The following is a 19,213-nucleotide window of genomic DNA, read 5'->3' as shown; positions in this document are numbered from 1 at the left end:
AGCCTGAACCCGAGATTCGAGCGTGAACCGCCGTCGTTGATGCCTACCCGTTGCCCTGTGGCAGTCTGCCAGCCAGTGCGCGGGCGACATCCTCCAGTGCCTCATGGGTGTAGCGGCGGGTGGTATTGATATCGCGGTGACGCAGGGACCGCTGCACGTCTGTCACCGGCACGCCCGCGCGCAGCAGGTGCGTGGCGTGCGAATGCCGCAGCCAGTGCGTCGACGCGGCGCGCAGGTTTGCCGCGTCCTCGGCGCGGCCGCTGGCGTCTAGGCGCGTGGCCGCCGCGTCGAACACTTCCCGCACGATGGCGTAAATCCCCTGGCGCGTCCGCACCGGGCGGCCGAGCTTGCGTTGCAGCGCGAGGGCGTCGGTCAACAGCGCTTGGCGCTGCCGGCCGCCGGCGATGGCGGGGATGACGGCCATCGTGTCCGTGGCGCGCGGCTCGGGTGACAGCCCCACCAGTTGGCGGAAGCGAGCCAGTTCGGCCATGACGTTGTCGCACGGCACCAGCTGGTCGTTGCCACCCTTGGCCTCGCGGATGCGCACGGTCCAGAACTCCCCGCCCTTGCCGCGCTGGCGCTCGAAGTCCGGCCAGGTCAGGGCCGCCACCTCGGCGGCGCGCAAGCCCGTCTGGAACAGCAGGGCGAGCAGCAGCCGGTCGCGCGCCCTGTGCAGCTGGGCCCAGAGCGTCGGCGCCGGGCGCGCCTCGATGGCATCGAACACGGCCGCCACCTGTTCGGCCTCCAGGAAGCGCCGTTGCGAGCCCGGGCCCCGCGCCGTCCGCGCCCGCGGTACCGCCTGGAAGGGATTCACGCGCAGCGCCTGCACCCCCACCAGCCAGTCGAACAGCCCGCCCACGATGGTGGCGGTCTGCCGACGGGAGGCCTCCGACAGCGGGCCGCGCAACGGACGCCAGGCCGGGCTGTCCTGCCGCGCGCGCCCATCGCCCACGGCGTGGGGAGGCGGATCGGCCAGGAAGGCGAGGTAGCCGTTGGCGTCCGCCACCTGCCAGCTGGCCAGCGGCCGCCGCAGCGCATGGGCGTACCACAGCAGACGATGGGCTTCCAACGCGTACTGGGCGCGGGTGCTGGCGCGGATGCCCAGGCCTGCCGCGTACTTGGTGTCGAGCCAGGTGCGCACCAGCTGGGCGTCGCTCTGGCCGGCGGGCAGCACGGGGCTGGCCAGCGCGTTGGGCAGGGCGTCCCGATGCGGGGGGAGGGCGGGGATGGCGGGCAGCAGGTCGTCCATGGCGCGGGCGAAGGGGTGAATGGCGGAATCGGGCCTGTTTGGGCGGCGTTCGCTGCCCGCCAGCCCTTGCGGGAGGCGGCTTGCGCACGGCACAGGTGCAGTGTAGCGAATTTCCCGATCCATTTGTCATTATTGGGATAATGACCAATCGTATCGGTAATGGATACTGGTAATCGTATCGAAAAAGGGTAGACTATCACCTGTCCGTTTCGACGCACCGTTGATAGTTCGCCCATGCCCCGCACGCCCACCGCCTTTGCCGACGCCGAACTGCTCGCCATCACCCGCGCGTTGCAGCAGCTCGACGTCGCCCACCCCGACAACCGCGCCTTCCTACGGCGCGCTTTCGATGCGATCGATCGCATCACCGGGCGCACCTTCGGCGCCTCGGTCTACCGCCGCCTTCTCGCCGCCGCCGGCGTGGCCCGGTCCCCAAGCGGGCAGACCGTGGCGGCCGTGATCGCCGAGCGCCGGGCGCAGCCGACGGCCAATGTGGAGGCCGGGCGCCGAGAGTTGCTGGACGATGGCTTGCGCGCCTTTCTGCACAAGGAGATCCGGGTGGCGCTGGACGAAACCGGCGCCGCCGCGCCGCGCCCGGCCGGCATCGCACCCGCGCCCCGGCCAAGTCCTGCGCCGGCGTCGGGAGGGGAGGGCGAGGCGAGTGGTGCGTTGGCGGCCCTGCTGACCCAGCGCGTGGCCACCCTCGAAGACGAGAACCGGCAGCTGCGCGAGCGGGCCGCTACCGCTGAAGCCGCCGCGCGCGCCGCCCAGACCGAAGCCACGGCGGCGCAGGCAGCGCTTGCCGCCGCGCGGGCCAGCCTTGCCGACAAGGAGGCCGGCCTGCTCGCGACATTGCAGGGGACCAACGAGGAACTGGCGCGGATGGGCGAGCGTCAGGCCGCTGCCGACCGCCGCCGGGCACTGGAAACGGACCAGGTCCGGCAGGCTTACCGGGCCGAGCGCGATGCGCTGGCCGGCCGGGTGGCTTTCCTGGAGGAGGAACTCAAGACGGCGCGCACCGCTGCCGATGCTTACCGCCAGGCGAGGGGCAGATAGCGGCTACGCAGCTGCTCCGCATGCAGAATCCCGTGCAAAATAGAGGCTTGGCACAAAGGCCATTTTTGACATATAGGGACGGAACACGATGAAGCTGACGGCGGCACGGGTGACGAATTTTCGGTCCATTGAGGACAGCGGCGAATTCAAGGTTGGCGATCTGACATGCCTGGTCGGAAAGAACGAGGCTGGGAAGACGGCCATCCTGTCGGCGCTGTATGGGGTCAATCCTTACGACACGTTCGAATACGACAAGACAAGGGACTATCCGCGCCGCTTCCTGAACAAATTCGAGGAGCGCGCCGAAAGCGGCGAGTCGAAAGTTATCGACACGATTTGGACCCTCGATGACGATGATGTCCAGTCGATCACCGACCGCTTTGGTGGGAAGGCGCTGAGATCGCGCGAGGTCACGGTGGCGCGTGGCATTGGCTTTGGTAGACGATGGAGCATGCCGATAGATCATGCTGCGTGCCTCGAGTTCATGGTCGAGAAGCATGCGTCAGACGAAACCGAGCGCAATGTCGTAAAGGGTTGCACCAACGCTGCTGAAGCTGTTGCCGCAATTGAGGCCGTGGCGCAGCAATCGACCGGATTGTCCGCGCTGCTTGCCGACCTGAAATCCGCAAACGAGGATTTCGAATCCGCCGCCATTGGTATCCTCGAACCGCGGATGCCGAAATTCTTCCTCACCTCGCACTTCGAGCGGATGTCAGGTGAGATTTCCATCACCGCATTGAACCATGCGAAGGCCCACAACAGCCTCACACCGGCCGACCGGATTTTTCTGGACTTCCTGGCGTACGCCGGGACCTCGATCGAGGAACTGCAGGCTTCCAAGCGACTGGAGGAACTAAAGGCCAAGTGCGAAGGGGCATCCAACGAGATCACCGATGAGATCTTCGAGTTCTGGACGCAGAACGACGCGCTGCACGTCCAGATCGATATCGCGGAGGGTCGACCCGAAGATAAACCGCCGTTCAATGTCGGCACGGTGGTCACCGCGCGGATACACAACAGCAATCATCGCGTGACGGTACCGCTTTCGGAGCGAAGCGCTGGCTTCATCTGGTTCTTCTCATTCCTCGCTCAGTTCAAGCAACTGCGGAAGGCCGCTGGCAACGCCATCATCCTCCTTGACGAGCCTGGCCTCACGCTGCACGGAAAGGCGCAGTCGGACCTGCTGCACTATATCGAGAAGCGCCTTCTGCCCGAACATCAGGTGATCTACAGCACCCACTCCCCGTTCATGGTGCCCAGCGACCGCCTGTCCGACGTGCTCATCGTCGAGGATGTGGTCAAGCGGGACAATCGCGGGAGGGCACTGGTAGAAGGTACGAAAGTGCGGGACGACGTCTTGCTGGTGGACAAGGACACGCTGTTCCCGCTGCAGGGGGCGCTCGGCTACGAGATTACGCAGAGCCTGTTTGTCGGCAAGAACACGCTGCTGGTCGAGGGGCCGTCAGACATCCTCTACCTGCAGGCACTCTCTATGGCCGTCCAGCAACGGGGTGGGCTTGGCCTGGATCCACAGTGGACCATGTGCCCGTCCGGTGGTATTGACAAGATCGCTCCGTTTGCAGCGCTGTTTGGGGCGAACAAGCTCAATATCGCGGCGCTTTGCGATGTTGCGAACGGCGATAAGGCCAAGGTCGAGCGACTGCGCAAGAGCAATGTCCTACGGGCCGGACACGTGCTGACCATGGCGGAATTCACCGGGCTTGACGAAAGCGATGTCGAGGACCTTTTTCCGCCCGCCAAGTATGCCGAACTTCTGAATGCGACCTACGGTCTCGTCGGTGCAAACGCAATGACGGTAGAGCGTCTGCAGGCAGGCGCCCCGCAAACGCAGCGCGTGGTCAAGCAGGCAGATGCAGCACTACGCTTGCTGCCAGCAGATGTCGCGGAGTTCGATCACTTCGCTCCGTCGGCCTGGCTGATCCGGAATCCGGCGTTCCTGGATGGCGACGACGCCGAAACGCAGGCAGCACTGGCACGCGCCGCGAAATTGTTCGCCGCGTTGAACGTACTGCTGTGAACTTGACGCGCGGAACTTAAACGGGGCGTGCACCGTGGAAAAGCAAGTGTTGGAAGAATCGCTCGGGACCGTTTATTCGCTGCTGCAGGCGGAGGGCATGGTCGACGCGGCCAGGCTCGTGCGCGAACATCCCGCCAGCGCGGAGCAGACCGGTTACGACAATTGGAATGGAGGCACCGAAATATGGGAAATCAAGATTGAGATTCCAGCGTTGGAGTTCGCCCGCTTGGGGGCAAAGCGAGCGCAGTTGGAAGAGCAGATTAGCGCACGACTGAAGACAGTACTAGAGACCGATTCCTCGGACTGGTACTCGGCCAAGCTCATTCCCGCAAAGGAAAAGCAAAAGGACTGGCGAGCCGCAACTTCGGGCTTGGCCAAGCAAACCAGAATAAATATCTTCGACGGAATGCGCCTCGAGAACGTCGTCTGGTGTGGAGCGCTCGATGATGTGGAGTTTCTGAGTCGTCTTTTCGACTTTCAGCGCATGCCTTCGACCGACACTCGGTTCAAGGATGCAGCGGGTGACATCTGGCAGCATTGCATAAACAACGACGACTGGGACCGCGATTGGATCTTCACCGACGACCGGTTCGACCTGATTGACGGTCCCAGCGATCCATTCTTGCGCTTTTTATGCGAGACAGTGCACCCGGTCGTGCGGCCGGACCGCGATGAAGCCATCAAGCTCGTTTCTCATTTTAACGAGCAACTACGCCCCGTCGGATGGGAAATCTACGAGGAGGAGCGAATTGCTGGACGACCTCGCTTCTCTTATCGCCAGGTCAGTCACGCTGGCTCCAGCGTCGTATCGCGTGCACGGAACGTGGCTGATGCACTAGATGCAGGATGGATGGCCAAGGAGATCGAGCGGGTCGAAAATGCCGTTGAACGAGACCCAGCGCTAGCCATTGGAACAGCAAAGGAACTCGTTGAAACGTGCTGCAAGACGATTCTCACCAAACGGAATGTTGCCTTCACGAAGTCCGAGGATCTGGGCGACCTGACCAAGAAAATTGCGAAGGAACTGCAGCTCGTGCCGGAGGGTATAAATGATGAAGCCAAGGGAGCGGAGAACATCCGTCTCATTCTGCGTAATCTCACGCAGCTGACGCACAACCTTGCGCAATTGCGCGGACTCTACGGAACGGGGCATGGCCGTGACGGCCAGTATCGCGGACTACAACCGCGCCATGCCCGCCTTGCGGTCGCATCGGCGGTGGCCTTTATCGATTTTATAACCGACACTTATAGGCACAGAGAGGCAACTACGCAAAATGAAGGGGAAGGTAAGTGAGGTTAGCCAATCGTGGCGAGCAAGCCACGCTCGATGCCAACCCAGATTGAACGCGCCAAATCCTGCAGCGCACGCGTTGACGGGATCAGAAGCCGTCGCTCATACAGCCAGGAGTGGGCGTGCTGAAGCAACTCCTCAAGCGACAGCGATTCGGCGGCATCCTGGCGCATCCAGGCTGCGAGGCCACTCCATTGAACCTCATCGAGTCGCGTCAGGCCCAGATATCCACAAGCCCAGACTTGATGCTCGTAAAGCGTCTTGTAGCGATGATAGATCGTGCGCAGCGAAGCAATGGTTGGGGTGGGCACGCCGAGCTTCTCGCCAACGTAGCGCAGCAACTGTCGGGGAAGTGTGTTGAGCTGGTCGAGGGTGTGGCCACTTGCGCGCAGAAAGACCAGTTGGATGGCGGCACCGGCGCGCCCTTCAGGTCGAAATTTGTGGATGATCGCGGCGAGGTCACTATCGGTCAGCGCAAAGTAGTGCTCGACATCAAACTCCGACAAGCGTGTGGGCAAGCTGCTCTTTCCCACATAGCGAGATTCCAAGCCCGGCATCGTCCACCCCCATCCAGGTGACGCGATCCGTAGTCGCGGGCGGACATGGTACTCCCTAAGTCACCTGAGGGTAGCAGTCGATTGTCGACAATGACAGGGGAACCTTATAAACAAAGGCTTTGCGGGGAAACCGCCAGATTTTGCGCGAAAAGTACGACTACCCCCGGAAGCCGAGCACTGCGGCGGAGATGGAGTCAATGCTTAGGGAGGATCTTCCTGAGGTGTTGCAAGTCACGACAGAGATAATCGTGCTCGACGTTTCAGACCCCGGCGCGCCGATACGCCCTGCGCGTAAGCGTGCGTCGGACGCATCCGCTGCCAAAGCGAAATAAACAAAGGGGCAAAGCCGGCGGTGGTCTCGGGTAGTGTAGCGCCGCGGCTCAGTTGTTGTACTCCTCCGCTTCGTCCTCGTCCGCGTCGGTCGATTCCACTTTTTTGCGATTGGCGTCACTCAGTTCGATGTCGCGCGTCTTCTTCAGCTTGAAGTACGTCCCCTGATTGTTCATTCCCTGGGATTCGGCATCGAAGCGGTAGATATGGCGCAGAATTCCCTCCAGCTCGCGGATTTCGTCTACGCGCACGTTCGGCCAAACCGAGAACACGCTGCAGGTGTCCCATTTCTCGCTCTTGCGGGGATCAGCGCTATGTTTGCGCAAGCGACCCTTGATCCCGGAAGCGGACATGCCAATGTAGACCACGTTGCGGAAGGGAATCTTTGCCTTTTTGGGATTCGGCGTGGTTTGGTACAGGACATAGATTCCACGCAGACCCTTGGGCAGCTTGTTGATCTCGTCCTTGTCCAACAACTCGTGCTTTTCTTCGATGAGCCTTAGCGGCTCGAACGTGTCTTTGCTGGCAGCCATCTTTATCCATTGGGTTGCAGTGCCGGGCTTGGCTTGTCCAATGTCGGCAGGACCGCCGAAACATTGAGACCTGTGAAGCTACCTCTACGTGCCTTCGTCAGGACTTGCCGCGCGCAGGAGAGTACTGCCCTGGCGATGTGTCGGCAGGGGGATTCGTTGGATCCGTCCCTGCGCGCACCTTGTCTTCCAGGTGAGCGCGAAGCTCCGTCAATTCCGACGAGTTACCAAGTGCGCGGTTGGCTCTTCACAAACGTCCCTTGACGTAGTATTGCGCCGCTGGCTCGCTGACATTCAGCGAGCTCGTCCTTGGTCAGTTGTTCGTCCGCCTTTAGGCGACGGCGGCATTCCGCTTCCTTTGCTTTCGCGGCTTCAATGTTGTCGGCGTACCATTGCTGCGTGTGGGCGGACACCAGATTGTGCCATCCAATTGCACCGATTACTGCGGCTACTGCAAGCGGACAGAATATCTTAAAGGTCATGCTAAAGCCCTCGTGCGTGAAGATTGTGGGCTACTTTAATATGGTTCTACGAGCAATGCAACATTATGATAGGTGATAACTTTCTTCTATGTTTTTATTATGCGGTTTCGTGAGCAAAATAAATATTGAAAAGCTATTCCGGTGTCTGTGGGCGAGGCAAAAGAAGTCGAGGATTCGCGGCCACGGTCATCGTCGATGCCGTTTCTGCTGCGCTGCGCTGAGCGGATGCGGGTTAGCTTTGCGTCTCGGAAGCTAGGCGACTCTGCTCTAAAGGTCGTTGAAAAAAAGGTGGGAATTGTTGGCGCCGTCTACAGCCACTGGCAGTGGTCGCAACCCTGGGCAGGGGAACCCGGAGTCCTCGCACTGGGGCATCGTCTTGAAGCGTTTGGGGTAGCACGCGCCATGAGCGGGAGCTGGGCTACGGTGCGCCGCGCTGGCACTCGCTGCGGAATTTTGGCCGCTTGACCTAAACAAGGTCTGTGCGATCATGGCTCAGTCTCGCATTGTGCGAGCTTCCACCAATACAGCAAGGACGGACCATGTTTTCTGAAGCCCGAATCGAACTTAAAGAGCTGATCGACCTGGTGCGGGACATTGAGCGATTCGATGTTGCCCTGGCCTCGTTGCCGGACATCGAACCTACTCCCGAAGCGCGTGCGGAGCGCAACAGGAAGGAACTCCGCAAGCTAGGTCTGATGGGGAAATACGAACTGATATAGGTGAGCCAAAAATCAGGGTCTTGTCAGCATGTCGAGAAGCTGATCAATTCGGTCCAGCGAAAAGCGCCACGACTGCGGCACTTCGTCGACGGTGCCGGCGGCGTGCGCGCGGGCGCTCCACACATGTCGTTCGTGCAGGATTGTGTCACCGCGGCCGTTCGCGGTTTGGCGAAGACGCGAGGCGATCTCTGCGGGCGTTGCCAGATACACCCTCGGCATTGCGGCGATCGGGACGTCCTTGTATTGCACCAAGCAGAAGATGGTGCGAGGCCCATGCCGTTGGAGCCAAGCCTCCGCAGCCGAGTGGTAGTCGGCATTTCGGATCAGCGATTGCGTAAGCCCCCACCCCCCGTCCTTGCTCCCTTTCACTGAGACTTTCAGCATGTCGCCGCTTCGATCCGGAAGGCCAGCAACGAGAGGACGCGCGACGATCAAATCGTACTCGGGTTGGTTCGCTCCGTATTGCACAGAAACATCGAAGCCAGCGCGCGCGAATAGCGCAGCTGCTGCGGCCTCTGCCGCTACACCGATGTGGCGCGACGTGACCTCAAACGGCGAAGGGGCGGAAGTTGTGTCCACGTTGACTCCTAACCGGCTAAATGCATGCGGGTGGATTGCGTGCCTGGATTACGCCTTTGCCGCAACTGGAAGCCGAAACGGGGCGCCGAGACGATTGAATGCGTTCATAGCGGCAATCGTTATCGTGAGATCAACGAGGTCCTTGGCCGAAAATGCTGCCGATGCGGCCGCATAGGCTTCGTCTGAGGCATGTGTCTCACTGACGCGCGTCACTTCCTCCGCCCAGGCCAATGCGGCCCGCTCTTGCTCGGCGAATAGGTGCGGTACTTCATCCCACACCGGAACCAGCGTGATCTTGTCGACCGACATGGTCTTTCTGAGATCGCGACTATGCATGTCAATGCAATGCGCGCATCCGTTGATCTGTGAGACGCGGAGGAACACGAGGTGTACAAGCTCCTCGGGGAGATCCGTCTTCTTCGTGACGTAGTGGTGGATACCAAAAAGCGCCTTCGCGCCGTCAGGCGCTATCTCTTGCCAGTTCAAGCGGGTCATCTCGGTCCTTTCCTGTTGGTGATTGGGTCCAGCGTCGCGGTCAGCGCGCCCGAGCCGCCTATCGACTTGGGCCGCGATTCGTGTCATAACGCAAAGTTACTCCGCCAGGCATTGAAGATACAGGCCCAAAAAGTGGAGAAACGACTGGCCCAAAATGACTCACCCGAACTCGCCCGCTGCGCTGTCCATCCTGGTGGACCGTGCCACTGCCATGCCGATCGGCGATCAGATCCATGCGAGCTTGCGACAGGCAATCGTCGAGGGGCGGCTTGCACCTGGACAGCGTCTTCCTTCCGGTCGAGACCTCGCTGCGCAGCTTGGTGTCGCCCGCGGCACCATTCGCGTGGTCTACGACCGTCTGATCGCCGAGAATCTGGTGTTCGGCGCAGGCTCTTCGGGCACACACGTATGCTCGCGGCTGGACGTCGGGAGAGTAGGCCGCGAAGCTTCGCTCGACGGGCCTCTGGCGGATTTCAACCGCCCATTTTCGAGCGCGCCGCTTCCGTTTCAAATGGGCGTACCTGCCCACGACGCGTTTCCCGCCAAGCTCTGGGCCCGCATGCGGACGCGCGCCGTACGTGCCGATGCTATCGCTTACACGGCCTATGGCGATCCACGCGGCGAACCTGCCCTGCGGGCTCAGATCGCGAGCCACCTAGCCGTAAGCCGACAGATGCAGTGTCATCCCGACCAGATCATCGTCACCAGCGGATACCGGCAGGGCCTGATGCTTGCACTCACCGCACTGCGCGCGCATGGACGCAAGGCGTGGCTCGAGGAGCCAGGGTATCCGCTGGGAAGACGCGCGCTGGAGGTGATTGGAGCCGAGGTCGTACCCGTACCCGTTGATGCCGAGGGGTTGCGCGTGGAAGCTGGCGTCGCCAGCGCGCCAGACGCCTTGCTGGCGCTGGTCACGCCGGGCCAGCATGCACCGCTGGGCGTCACCATGTCGCCTGAACGAAGGCGCGCGCTGCTTGACTGGGCGGCGGCACGGGGTGCCTGGATCATCGAGGACGACTATCTCGGAGAAATACAGCTCGACGGACGAGCCGCACCGGCCCTTGCGGCTGGCGAAGGTGCCGAACATGTAGTTCACATCGGAGCGTTCAGCAAGACGATCAGCCCGGCGCTGGGCCTCGGGTTCGTCGTCGCCCCACGCTCAGCGACGGAGCGCCTGGTGGAGGTCTCCGCCGTGCTGGCCCCAGCTCCGAACCGGACAACCCAATTGGCGGTGACAGAGTTTCTGCGGGATGGGCACTACCTGCGGCACCTGCGTCAGATGAAGGCTCTCTACGCCGAGCGCCGCCGCCTCACGTTAGCGCATGTGAGCGAATTTTTGCCAGGCACGCTGATGGCGGGCCTTGGAGTAATCGCACCGCTCCCACAATCCGCCGACGACCGCGTCATCGTCGGCATCGCCCGCGCACACGGCCTCGCGCCTTCGGCCCTCTCTGCCTGGTATCTTCGCCGCAGTCACGCGCAAGGTGGCTTGATACTCAGCGCGACAAACGTGCACCCCGACAACATCGGTGCCGTTTGCGCAAAACTTGCGAGTATCGTTGCTTCATCGAGTTCTGGCACACATCAGTCCAACGATCGCGAACGCGGCCTCGGAACGTGGTCCCGGGAGCGGCCCTGACTGTCCACAGTAGTGACTGTCCGAATCAAGAAGACTTTCGATAGTCTGGTCCTGCTTGGACTCTCGAAGCGATGCCAGCGGAGCCCAATAGACATCACCGGATCGACACTGGCACTGCGCGTTGCGCTATGACCGATCTGCCCCCAAAAACGGACAGAATAAGGGCACCGCATAGTCCCGAATTCGCTCGAACTACTGCTATCGCCTCCAATCGGCGGTTCCCGACCCCATTGCTGCCATTCGGAAGGTTCACCCGCCAGCGCTTGTTCTACAGCGTATTGCCGTCGGTCGCGGCCGATAGCCGAACTTCGTGGAGGGGTGTGGCGTGTGCATGAGTATGTCAATGCGTACTGGGCGACGCTTCGACTCGTCACGTACGCGCTTCGCGCACATTGGCGCGGCAGTTGCGGCGCACGGTGCTGATGCGGCGGCGACTGGCCGCCATCACGCGCTGGAGGCGCGGATCGCGGCGGCAGTTGCTCTAGGGGAGGGTGTGGAGAGGTTACTCACGGATGCGCTCGGGCAACGGCTCAGGGCCGCCGGGGTGCCGACCCTCAATGCCCTCCTTGCGCAGATAGCGCGGCGCCAGACCTAGTGGCGCGCTATCGCCGCAACACATAGCGCAGGCTTCCCACGACCCTTGCGTCAGGCGCTTGGAAGGCCCTCGGCCCTCCGGGCAGCCCGTACGCTCGGGCGTTCGCGCATGCGCGCCATGAATTTGCCGATGGCAGGGTATTGGCTCATGTCGATCCCGACGCGGGACGGCCAGCTCAGGACGTTGAATAGGTAGCCGTCGGCCGCGCAGAACTGATCACCGAGCAGATACTCATGCGTGGCGAGATGCGCTTCGATATAGGCGAAGCGGCTGGCGAGGTAGTCCGCGGCGAATCGCTGCTTCGATTCGGCATCGATGAGCGGGGAGAACATCACCGCCATGCTCTTGTGCATGTCGGTCGCCACGAAGTTGATCCACTCCAGCGCCTTGTAGCGCGCCTTGGTGCCAACCGGCGGCAGGAGCCGGCTTTCCGGAAACTGGTCCGCGATCCATTGCAGGATCACCGTGCCTTCGGTGATTACTTCGCCGTTGTCGAGTTTCAGCGCCGGGATCATGCCCTTGGGCGCGACGTCGAAGTAATTGCCTTCGCTCGTGGTCTTGGTGTCGAAGTCGACCTTGACCAGTTCGAATTCCTGCCCCGCCTCACGCAGGGCGATTTGCGGCGAGAGTCCGCAGGAGCCGGGGGAAAAATACAGTTTCATCATCGAGAGAGATCTCCTTGTATTGAGAGGGGGGTTAAACGCTGTCGGGCGTCACGAATTGCGGCCATCTGCGCATGTGGGCGATAAACCGTTCGCTCAGGCCGCCCGCGCGCAGGTACTGCGCCGTGACCGGAAGCCGCGGGCTGTCGTAGTACGGGTTGACCTTCACCTGTAGCGGGAAGTCTCGTTGCAGGATGCCGGCGCGCCCGATCAGTACGAAGTCGCAGCCTTCGTCGAGCAGTTGCGCGGCGCGCTGCGCGCTCATGATTTTCCCGGCGACGCCGAGGCGCACGCGTTTGCGGGGCAGGTCGGCGAAGACACTCAGCATGCGCTGGCCCCGGAACGTGCCTTCCTCAACGATTTGCGCCGAGTCCCAGAGTGCGAGATCGAGGTAATCGATCAGCTCGCGATCGAGGATGTGCGCGGTGATCGCGCGCAGCTCTTCCAGTCGCAGCCCATACCGCTCGACCGACAGCCGCCAGCCGATCTGGAAATTCGGGCCGCATGCCGCGCGAATGCCTTCGATAACCTCGATGGTCAGGCGCGCGCGATTCTCGACGCTGCCGCCATAACGATCCGATCGACCGTTGAGTTCGGGCGACATGAACTCGGACAGGATCCATCCGAACGCGCCATGGAGCGCCACGCCGTCGAAGCCGGCACGCTGCGCGCGCCGCGCCGCGGCGATGAAGCTGTCGCGAATGCGCTCGACCTGATCCATGCGCAATACCGACGCCGGCGTAGGCCGGCCGCCGAGCAACGTATTGGCGCGATGGCCCGCATGATGCAGTTGCACCGCGGACAGGCCACCGCCGGCACGGATCGCGGCCGCCATGCGCGTCAGGCCGTCCAGCTGCGCATCGCTATGAATGCCCAGCTGTCGGGCAAACGCGATGCCACTGGCTTCCACCGTCGCGGCAGCCGTTTGGACCAGCGCGTATTCGCTCTGCGCTACCTGCGTGATCCAGTCGAGATCGAACTCGGAAGTCGAGCCGTCCATTTCGCTCTGCTGATTGGTGAGCGGCGCGAGCATAAAGCGGTTGCGCATGGCAGGGCCGTGCAACAGCGTGAGGGGTTGGAACAGATCGGCAACGGACATCGTGGGTCTCCGATTATTTGACTTGGTGGTCCCAGCCGCCGCCCAACGCGCGCACGAGGTCCACCGTGGCGCGTGCGCGGTCGCCTTCCGACTGGATGCGCAATTGGCGCGTACGCAGCAGCGTGCGTTCGGCATCGACGACGATCAGGTAATCGACATCGCCTTCGCCGAAGCGCGCCTTCGCCGAGCGTGCGACGCGTGACGAGGCTTCCTCGGCGTCGCACTGATAGACGATGCGTGCGTCCACGGTGCGGATCAGCACCAGCGAGTCCTCGACCTCGCGAAACGCCTGCAGCACGGTCTTGCGGTACTGCGCGACGCGCTCCTCATACAGCCCGCGAGCCCACGCGAGGTCGGCCTTGCGCCGGCCACCGTCGAAGATCGGCAGGTTCAGCGCGGTGCCGACCAGCGGCCCGAACAGGAACGTGCGTTGCGACCAGTTGAGCAGGTTGCCAAGGTCGTTGGACTCGTAGCCCAGCGCGCCGGTCAGCGAGAGCGTGGGGAAGAACGCGGCCTTGGCCACGCCGATACGCGCGTTCTCGGCCGCCATGGCACGCTCCGCGGCGGCGATATCGGGCCGGCGTTCGAGCAGCGTCGAGGGCAGCCCGGGTGCCAGTCGCACCGAGATCGGCTGCAACGGCTCGACGTCGAGCCGCAGCGATGCGGGCGCCTTGCCGAGCAGAATCGCCAGCGCATGCGCGGCCAACGCGTATTGCTGTTCCACGGCCATGTGGTCGGCCTGCGCTGTCAGCAGTTCGGTCTTTGCCTGATCGACCACATGGCGCGCGACCGCGCCGACCTCGAGCTTGCGCACGAGCAGCGCCACGGCGTCCTCGCGCAGCTGCACGGTCTCCCGCAGCAGACGCCGTTCGCCTTCCAGCTGCCGCAGCCCGAAATACGCGCGCGCCACGTCGGCCTGCACCACCAGCAGCATCTGATGCGCGAGCGCCTGCTGCTGCGCGGCATCGGCGCGCGCGGCGTTGACCGACGACGCGACGCGCCCGAACAAATCGACCTCGTAGGCCACCGGAATCTGCGCACGCCACAGCGTCTGCGTCGAGCCGGGCGCGCCATCGCCGCGCCCGTCGGCGGCCCCCGAGGTGCGCTGACGTGTGGGGCCGAAGCCCGCATCGATCTCGGGGAACCACGCCGCCTCGCTGCGCGAGACCAGCGCGCGGGCCTGCTGGATACGCGCCATCGCGATGCCGACGTTAGGGTTGGCCGCGAGCGCGGCCTCTTCGAGTCGCGTGAGTTCGACATCGCCAAACACGGCCCACCATGGCGAGGGCGCCTGCTGGTCCGCCGGTTGCGCCGGTTGCCAGCGGCCCGGCTCCTCGCTCGGGCTCAGTCCATCCGCTTCCATGTAGGTGGCTGGCACGTCGACCTCGGGCATCTGCCGCACCGGTGCCAGCGAGCACGCCGTCAGGGTGAAAACCGCCGCCGCGAGTGCCACGGCGCGCATCGTTTGTGGGACGCTCATGCGTGCTCCCCGGTGGAATGGTGGGGGACGAGCGCGGGCGCTTCGTGATGCGTGGCCGAGCGCAGCGGCTTGCCGCCGCTCAGCGCGCGCACCACCACATAGAACACCGGCGTCAGGAACAGTCCGAACAGCGTGACGCCGATCATCCCGAAGAACACCGAGATCCCCATGGCCTGACGCATCTCCGCGCCGGAGCCGGTGGACATCACCAGCGGAATCACACCCATCACGAACGCCAGCGACGTCATCAGGATCGGACGCAGTCGCAGGCGGCTGGCCTCGATCACGGCCTTGACGGTCGACATCCCCGCCATTTCGAGTTCACGCGCGAATTCGACGATCAGGATCGCGTTCTTCGACGCTAGCCCGACCAGAACGATGAGACCGATCTGCGTAAAGATGTTGTTATCGCCATGCGTGAGCCACACCCCCAGTAGCGCCGAGAAGATGCTCATCGGAATGATCAGGATGATCGCGAACGGCAGCGACAGGCTTTCGTATTGCGCCGCGAGCACGAAGAACACGAGCAGCACGCACAGCGGCAGAATCCATACCGCGCTATTGCCCGCGATGATTTGCTGATAGGTGAGATCGGTCCATTCGTAGGTCATGCCCGGCGGCAGCGTTTCCGCGGCGATGCGCTGAATCGCTGCCATCGCCTGATCCGACGAGTAACCGGGCGCGGGACTGCCGCCCACATCGGCCGAGGTAAAGCCGTTGTAGCGCAGCACCTGATCGGGGCCGTAGGTCTGGCTGATCTTTGCCACCGACGCGATCGGAATCATCTGCCCAGACTCGCTGCGCACATGCAGCTGGCCGATATCGTCCGGCTTCGAACGGAACTGGCCGTCGGCCTGCATGCGAACCTGATACACGCGCCCGAGGAAGTTGAAGTCGTTGACGTAGTAGGCGCCGAGAAACGCCTGCAACGTGCTGAAGATCGCCGGCGTATCGACGCCCAGTTGCTGCGCCTTCTCGCGGTCGATATCCACCTTGAGCTGCGGCACGTTGACGGTGTACGTCGAGAACAACGGACCGAGTTCGGGCGCTTCCGCGGCCTTCTTGATAAAGGCCTGCGTGGCGTTGTAGAGCGCTTCGTAGCCCAGATCCGAACGATCCTCGATCTGCAGCTTGAAGCCACCGAGCGTGCCGAGGCCATACACCGGCGGCGGCGGGAAGATACCGGTGAAGGCATTGCCGATCGTCGCATATTCGCGCGACAGGTCCGCGGCCACCTGATCTGCGCTGATGCCCTTGCGGTCCTTGAACGGCTTCAGCAACACGAAGCTCAGCGCGGTACTCGAGCTCTTGGTCACGCCGTTGATCGACAGGCCGCTATAGCTCGACGTACCCATCACGGCCGGATGACTGAGCGCGATCTCGTTCATTCGGGTGATCGCGGCTTCGGTGCGATCGAGCGTGGCGCCCTCGGGCAACTGCGCGAGACTGACGAGATATTCCTTGTCCTGCGCGGGCACGAAGCCACCCGGGACATGGTCGGTCAGCCACCACGTGGCGCCCACCAGCCCGACATAGATGGCCAGCAGCGCGCCCTTGTGCCGCAGCAGCCGGCCCACGCCGGTTCCGTAGCCTTCCGATGCACGATAGAAGCCACGGTTGAAGCGCGTGAAGAAGCGGCCGAACAGCTTCTGCGTGACACGCGTCACAGCATCCGGTGCGGCGCCATGTCCCTTCAGCAGCATGGCCGAAAGCGCGGGCGACAACGTCAGCGAGTTAACCGCCGAGATCAGCGTGGAGATCGCAATGGTGACGGCGAACTGCTGATAGAACTGGCCCGTGAGGCCGCTGAGGAACGCGAGCGGCAGGAACACGGCTGACAGCGTCAGCGCGATCGCGATAATCGGGCCGCTCACCTCGCGCATTGCCTGATAGGTCGCCTCGCGCGGCGACAACCCGCGCGCGATATTGCGCTCGACGTTCTCGACCACCACGATCGCATCGTCCACCACGATCCCGATCGCCACCACGAGTCCGAAGAGGGACAGCGTATTGATCGAATAGCCAGCGAGCAGCAGGAACGTAAACGTGCCGACGATCGAGATTGGTACCGCCAGCAGCGGGATGATCGACGCGCGCCAGGTTTGCAGGAACAGGAACACCACCAGCACGACAAGCGCCACCGACTCCAGCAACGTCTTGATCACCGCATCGATGCCGGACTGCACCGCGCGGCTCGGCTCGTAGACGATGCGATAGTCGACATCCTCCGGGAAGTCCTTCTTCAGCTCCTCCATCACGCGATGCACGTCGCGCGAGATCTGCAGCGAGTTGGCCCCAGGAGCCTCCTGCACGGTCACGGCAACCGCAGGCGAGGTATCGAGCGTGGCGCGAATGCCGTAGTCTTCCGCGCCCAGTTCGACGCGTGCCACGTCGCCGAGGCGCGTGATCGCGCCGCGCCCATCGGATTTGATGACGATGCCCTTGAACTCCTCGGGCGTCTTCAGCCGGCCGTCCGCGTTGACGTTGAGCTGGAACGCGGTATCCGGCGAGGTAGGCGCGCCGCCGATGGTGCCAACTGCCGCCTGAATGTTCTGACGACGAATGGCCGCCGCGACATCGTTCGCGCTTAGACCGCGTTCCGCCAGCGCGGACGGGTCCAGCCACACGCGCATGGCATAACCGCCGGGCCCCCAGATCGATACATCACCGGCACCCTGAATCCGCGCCAGACGGTCCTTCACGTGAAGAATCGCGTAGTTGCTGATGTAATTGTTGTCGTACGTGCCCTTCGGCGACACCATGTGCACCGCAATGGTGATCATCGGCAGGTTCTTGACTGCCGTCACGCCAAGGCGCTGCACGTCCTCGGGCAGTCGCGGTACTGCCTGCGACACGCGCGTCTGCACGATCTGCTGCGCCTTGTCGGGATCGGTGCCGAGCTTGAACGTGACCGTCAGGAAGAGATGACCGTCACCGCTGGCCTTCGAGTCCATGTACAGCATGTTCTCGACGCCGTTGACCGATTGCTCCAGTGGCGCCGCCACGGTCTCGGCGATGGTCTTGGCATTGGCGCCCGGGTACTGCGCATGGATCACGACCGACGGTGGAATCACCTGCGGATACTCGGACACTGGCATCGTCAGCGACGACACGATTCCCGCGAGCAGGATCAATGCCGACAAGACGCCCGCGAAGATCGGGCGGTCGATAAAGAATTTCGATATATTCACGACCGGCCTCCATCGGCGGCGATGGCCGTCACGACGGTACCGGGCGGCGCGCGGAATGCGCCATCGACGACGACCTTCGCGCCCGCGGGCACCCCGCTGCGCAGTACGCGCTCCTTGCCGTGCGTGGTGCCCAGCTCCACGAAGCGACGCTCGACCTTGTTCTCGCCGTTGACGACGAGCACATACTTGCGGTCTTGATCGGTGCTGACCGCGTCGTCATCGACCACCACCGCGTTGTAAGACAGGCCGCCTTGCAACCGCACGCGCGCCTGCAGACCCGGCAGCATCTCCGGGCCGACGTTGTCGATGCGTGCACGCACACGCACGGTGCCGGAACGCGTATCCATCTGGTTGTCGAGCGTCTCGATCACGGCCGGGTAGGGGAACGTGGTCTCGTTGGCCAGACCGACCTTCACCGTCGGCCGGGCACCCGCGCGCAGGGACGGCGCAATCAGCCGCAGATAGCTTTGCTCGTCAACGTTGAACGAAGCGAACAATTTGGTATCGGACACTATCCGCGTAAGCACGGCGGCCTCCCCCCCGGCACCGACCACGTTGCCCACGGTGATCTCGGCACGCGAGACGCGCCCGGCGATCGGTGCCTGCACCTTCGTATAGCTCAACTGCAACTGCGCATACGCGAGCGTGGCCTGCGCCGCCTTCAGTGCGGCCGCAGCCTCGCGCGCGGCGTTGTCGAGCGCATCGAATTCACGGCGCGCGATTGCGTTCGACTCTATCAGGCGCTGGCCGCGTGCCTGTTCGAGTCTGGCATGGCGCTGCCGCTCTTCCGCCATCGCCACGTTGCCCTGTGCCTGACGCACCTGCGTCTCGTACGGGGCCGGGTCGATCGTGAACAGCGGATCGCCCTGACGCACGCGCTGGCCATCCTTGAAATGGACCGCCAGGAGCGTGCCGGGGACCTTGGGCCGCACGTCGACGACGTCCACCGCCTCGAGCCGGCCGGTGTAATCCTGCGTATCCGAGAGCGAGCGCTGCAGGGCAGGTTTGAATTTGACGGTAGGGGGCGTGACGGCAGGGGCGGCGCGGACTTCGGAACCGTGGTGCCAGAGCGTGCCACCGGTGCCGATCACCGTCACGACGGCCGCGGCGAGGGCCAGTTGACGCTTGTTGAGGGAGTGCATGAGACGGACTTAACGGGCTTCGATGCCCGAAGTCTGGTCTTGCGGCGCTGCCGCATCCAGACATAAACTTGGCTAACTC

At 63.2% G+C, this 19,213-nt stretch carries 16 protein-coding genes; 5 read left to right on the top strand and 11 right to left on the bottom strand.

Annotation, left to right across the window (positions count from 1 at the left end):
* Window positions 1-43: 43 nt before the first annotated feature.
* Window positions 44-1,249, bottom strand: coding sequence for a tyrosine-type recombinase/integrase (locus SB751_RS20705; protein ID WP_410748469.1), 1,206 nt, complete (start codon window positions 1,247-1,249; stop codon window positions 44-46).
* A 234-nt stretch (window positions 1,250-1,483) separates the two neighbouring features.
* Here SB751_RS20705 and SB751_RS20700 point away from each other — a divergent pair, with 234 nt between their 5' ends.
* From SB751_RS20700 to SB751_RS20690, 3 genes are all read left to right on the top strand, one after another.
* Window positions 1,484-2,305, top strand: coding sequence for a cell envelope biogenesis protein TolA (locus SB751_RS20700; protein ID WP_410748468.1), 822 nt, complete (start codon window positions 1,484-1,486; stop codon window positions 2,303-2,305).
* A gap of 88 nt (window positions 2,306-2,393) precedes the next feature.
* Entirely contained in the window at window positions 2,394-4,343 is a 1,950-nt protein-coding gene (locus SB751_RS20695) for an ATP-dependent nuclease (protein ID WP_410748467.1), read from the top strand.
* A 34-nt stretch (window positions 4,344-4,377) separates the two neighbouring features.
* Window positions 4,378-5,637 (top strand): abortive infection family protein, encoded by a 1,260-nt coding sequence (locus SB751_RS20690; RefSeq protein WP_410748466.1) that lies wholly within the window; start codon window positions 4,378-4,380, stop codon window positions 5,635-5,637.
* A 2-nt stretch (window positions 5,638-5,639) separates the two neighbouring features.
* On the opposite strand, the gene SB751_RS20685 is transcribed toward SB751_RS20690, so the two are convergent.
* The 3 genes from SB751_RS20685 to SB751_RS20675 all read right to left on the bottom strand — a co-directional run bounded on the left by SB751_RS20685 (window position 5,640) and on the right by SB751_RS20675 (window position 7,533).
* Window positions 5,640-6,182, bottom strand: a complete 543-nt coding sequence (locus SB751_RS20685) for a DUF4158 domain-containing protein (RefSeq protein ID WP_410748465.1) — start codon at window positions 6,180-6,182, stop codon at window positions 5,640-5,642.
* Between the two features lie 389 nt (window positions 6,183-6,571).
* On the bottom strand, window positions 6,572-7,054 hold the full coding sequence (locus SB751_RS20680) for a hypothetical protein (RefSeq protein ID WP_410748464.1): 483 nt from the start codon (window positions 7,052-7,054) through the stop codon (window positions 6,572-6,574).
* A gap of 221 nt (window positions 7,055-7,275) precedes the next feature.
* Window positions 7,276-7,533 (bottom strand): hypothetical protein, encoded by a 258-nt coding sequence (locus tag SB751_RS20675; protein ID WP_410748463.1) that lies wholly within the window; start codon window positions 7,531-7,533, stop codon window positions 7,276-7,278.
* Window positions 7,534-8,072: 539 nt separating this feature from the next.
* Between SB751_RS20675 and SB751_RS20670 the strand changes: the two genes are divergently transcribed.
* Window positions 8,073-8,252, top strand: coding sequence for a hypothetical protein (locus SB751_RS20670; RefSeq protein ID WP_410748462.1), 180 nt, complete (start codon window positions 8,073-8,075; stop codon window positions 8,250-8,252).
* A gap of 12 nt (window positions 8,253-8,264) precedes the next feature.
* On the opposite strand, the gene SB751_RS20665 is transcribed toward SB751_RS20670, so the two are convergent.
* Window positions 8,265-8,831 (bottom strand): hypothetical protein, encoded by a 567-nt coding sequence (locus SB751_RS20665; RefSeq protein WP_410748461.1) that lies wholly within the window; start codon window positions 8,829-8,831, stop codon window positions 8,265-8,267.
* Window positions 8,832-8,879: 48 nt separating this feature from the next.
* Window positions 8,880-9,326, bottom strand: coding sequence for a carboxymuconolactone decarboxylase family protein (locus SB751_RS20660; RefSeq protein ID WP_410748460.1), 447 nt, complete (start codon window positions 9,324-9,326; stop codon window positions 8,880-8,882).
* Between the two features lie 154 nt (window positions 9,327-9,480).
* Between SB751_RS20660 and SB751_RS20655 the strand changes: the two genes are divergently transcribed.
* Complete coding sequence (locus SB751_RS20655; protein ID WP_410748459.1) at window positions 9,481-10,965, top strand: PLP-dependent aminotransferase family protein; 1,485 nt, start codon at window positions 9,481-9,483, stop codon at window positions 10,963-10,965.
* Window positions 10,966-11,610: 645 nt separating this feature from the next.
* On the opposite strand, the gene gstA is transcribed toward SB751_RS20655, so the two are convergent.
* Genes gstA through SB751_RS20630 form a run of 5 tightly spaced genes read right to left on the bottom strand, consistent with a single transcriptional unit; the run spans window position 11,611 to window position 19,134 of the window.
* Window positions 11,611-12,225 carry a glutathione transferase GstA gene (gene gstA, locus SB751_RS20650; protein ID WP_410748458.1) on the bottom strand — a complete coding sequence of 205 codons (615 nt, stop codon included), beginning with the start codon at window positions 12,223-12,225 and terminating at the stop codon, window positions 11,611-11,613.
* Between the two features lie 31 nt (window positions 12,226-12,256).
* Complete coding sequence (locus tag SB751_RS20645; RefSeq protein WP_410748457.1) at window positions 12,257-13,321, bottom strand: NADH:flavin oxidoreductase; 1,065 nt, start codon at window positions 13,319-13,321, stop codon at window positions 12,257-12,259.
* A gap of 13 nt (window positions 13,322-13,334) precedes the next feature.
* Window positions 13,335-14,801: an efflux transporter outer membrane subunit gene (locus tag SB751_RS20640; RefSeq protein WP_410748456.1), complete on the bottom strand. Its 1,467-nt coding sequence runs from the start codon at window positions 14,799-14,801 to the stop codon at window positions 13,335-13,337.
* Entirely contained in the window at window positions 14,798-17,992 is a 3,195-nt protein-coding gene (locus SB751_RS20635) for an efflux RND transporter permease subunit (protein WP_410748455.1), read from the bottom strand. The genes SB751_RS20640 and SB751_RS20635 overlap by 4 nt, the downstream gene beginning before the upstream one ends.
* On the bottom strand, window positions 17,989-19,134 hold the full coding sequence (locus SB751_RS20630; RefSeq protein ID WP_410748454.1) for an efflux RND transporter periplasmic adaptor subunit: 1,146 nt from the start codon (window positions 19,132-19,134) through the stop codon (window positions 17,989-17,991). Before SB751_RS20630 ends, SB751_RS20635 begins: the two co-directional genes overlap by 4 nt.
* Window positions 19,135-19,213: the final 79 nt, after the last annotated feature.

Origin of the sequence: Cupriavidus sp. SIMBA_020 (assembly GCF_046535395.1) — a bacterium.
In the GTDB taxonomy this organism is placed as follows: Bacteria; Pseudomonadota; Gammaproteobacteria; order Burkholderiales; family Burkholderiaceae; genus Cupriavidus; species Cupriavidus campinensis.
Note: the sequence above shows the minus strand (reverse complement) of the source record. Positions and strands in the feature narration are given on the sequence as shown.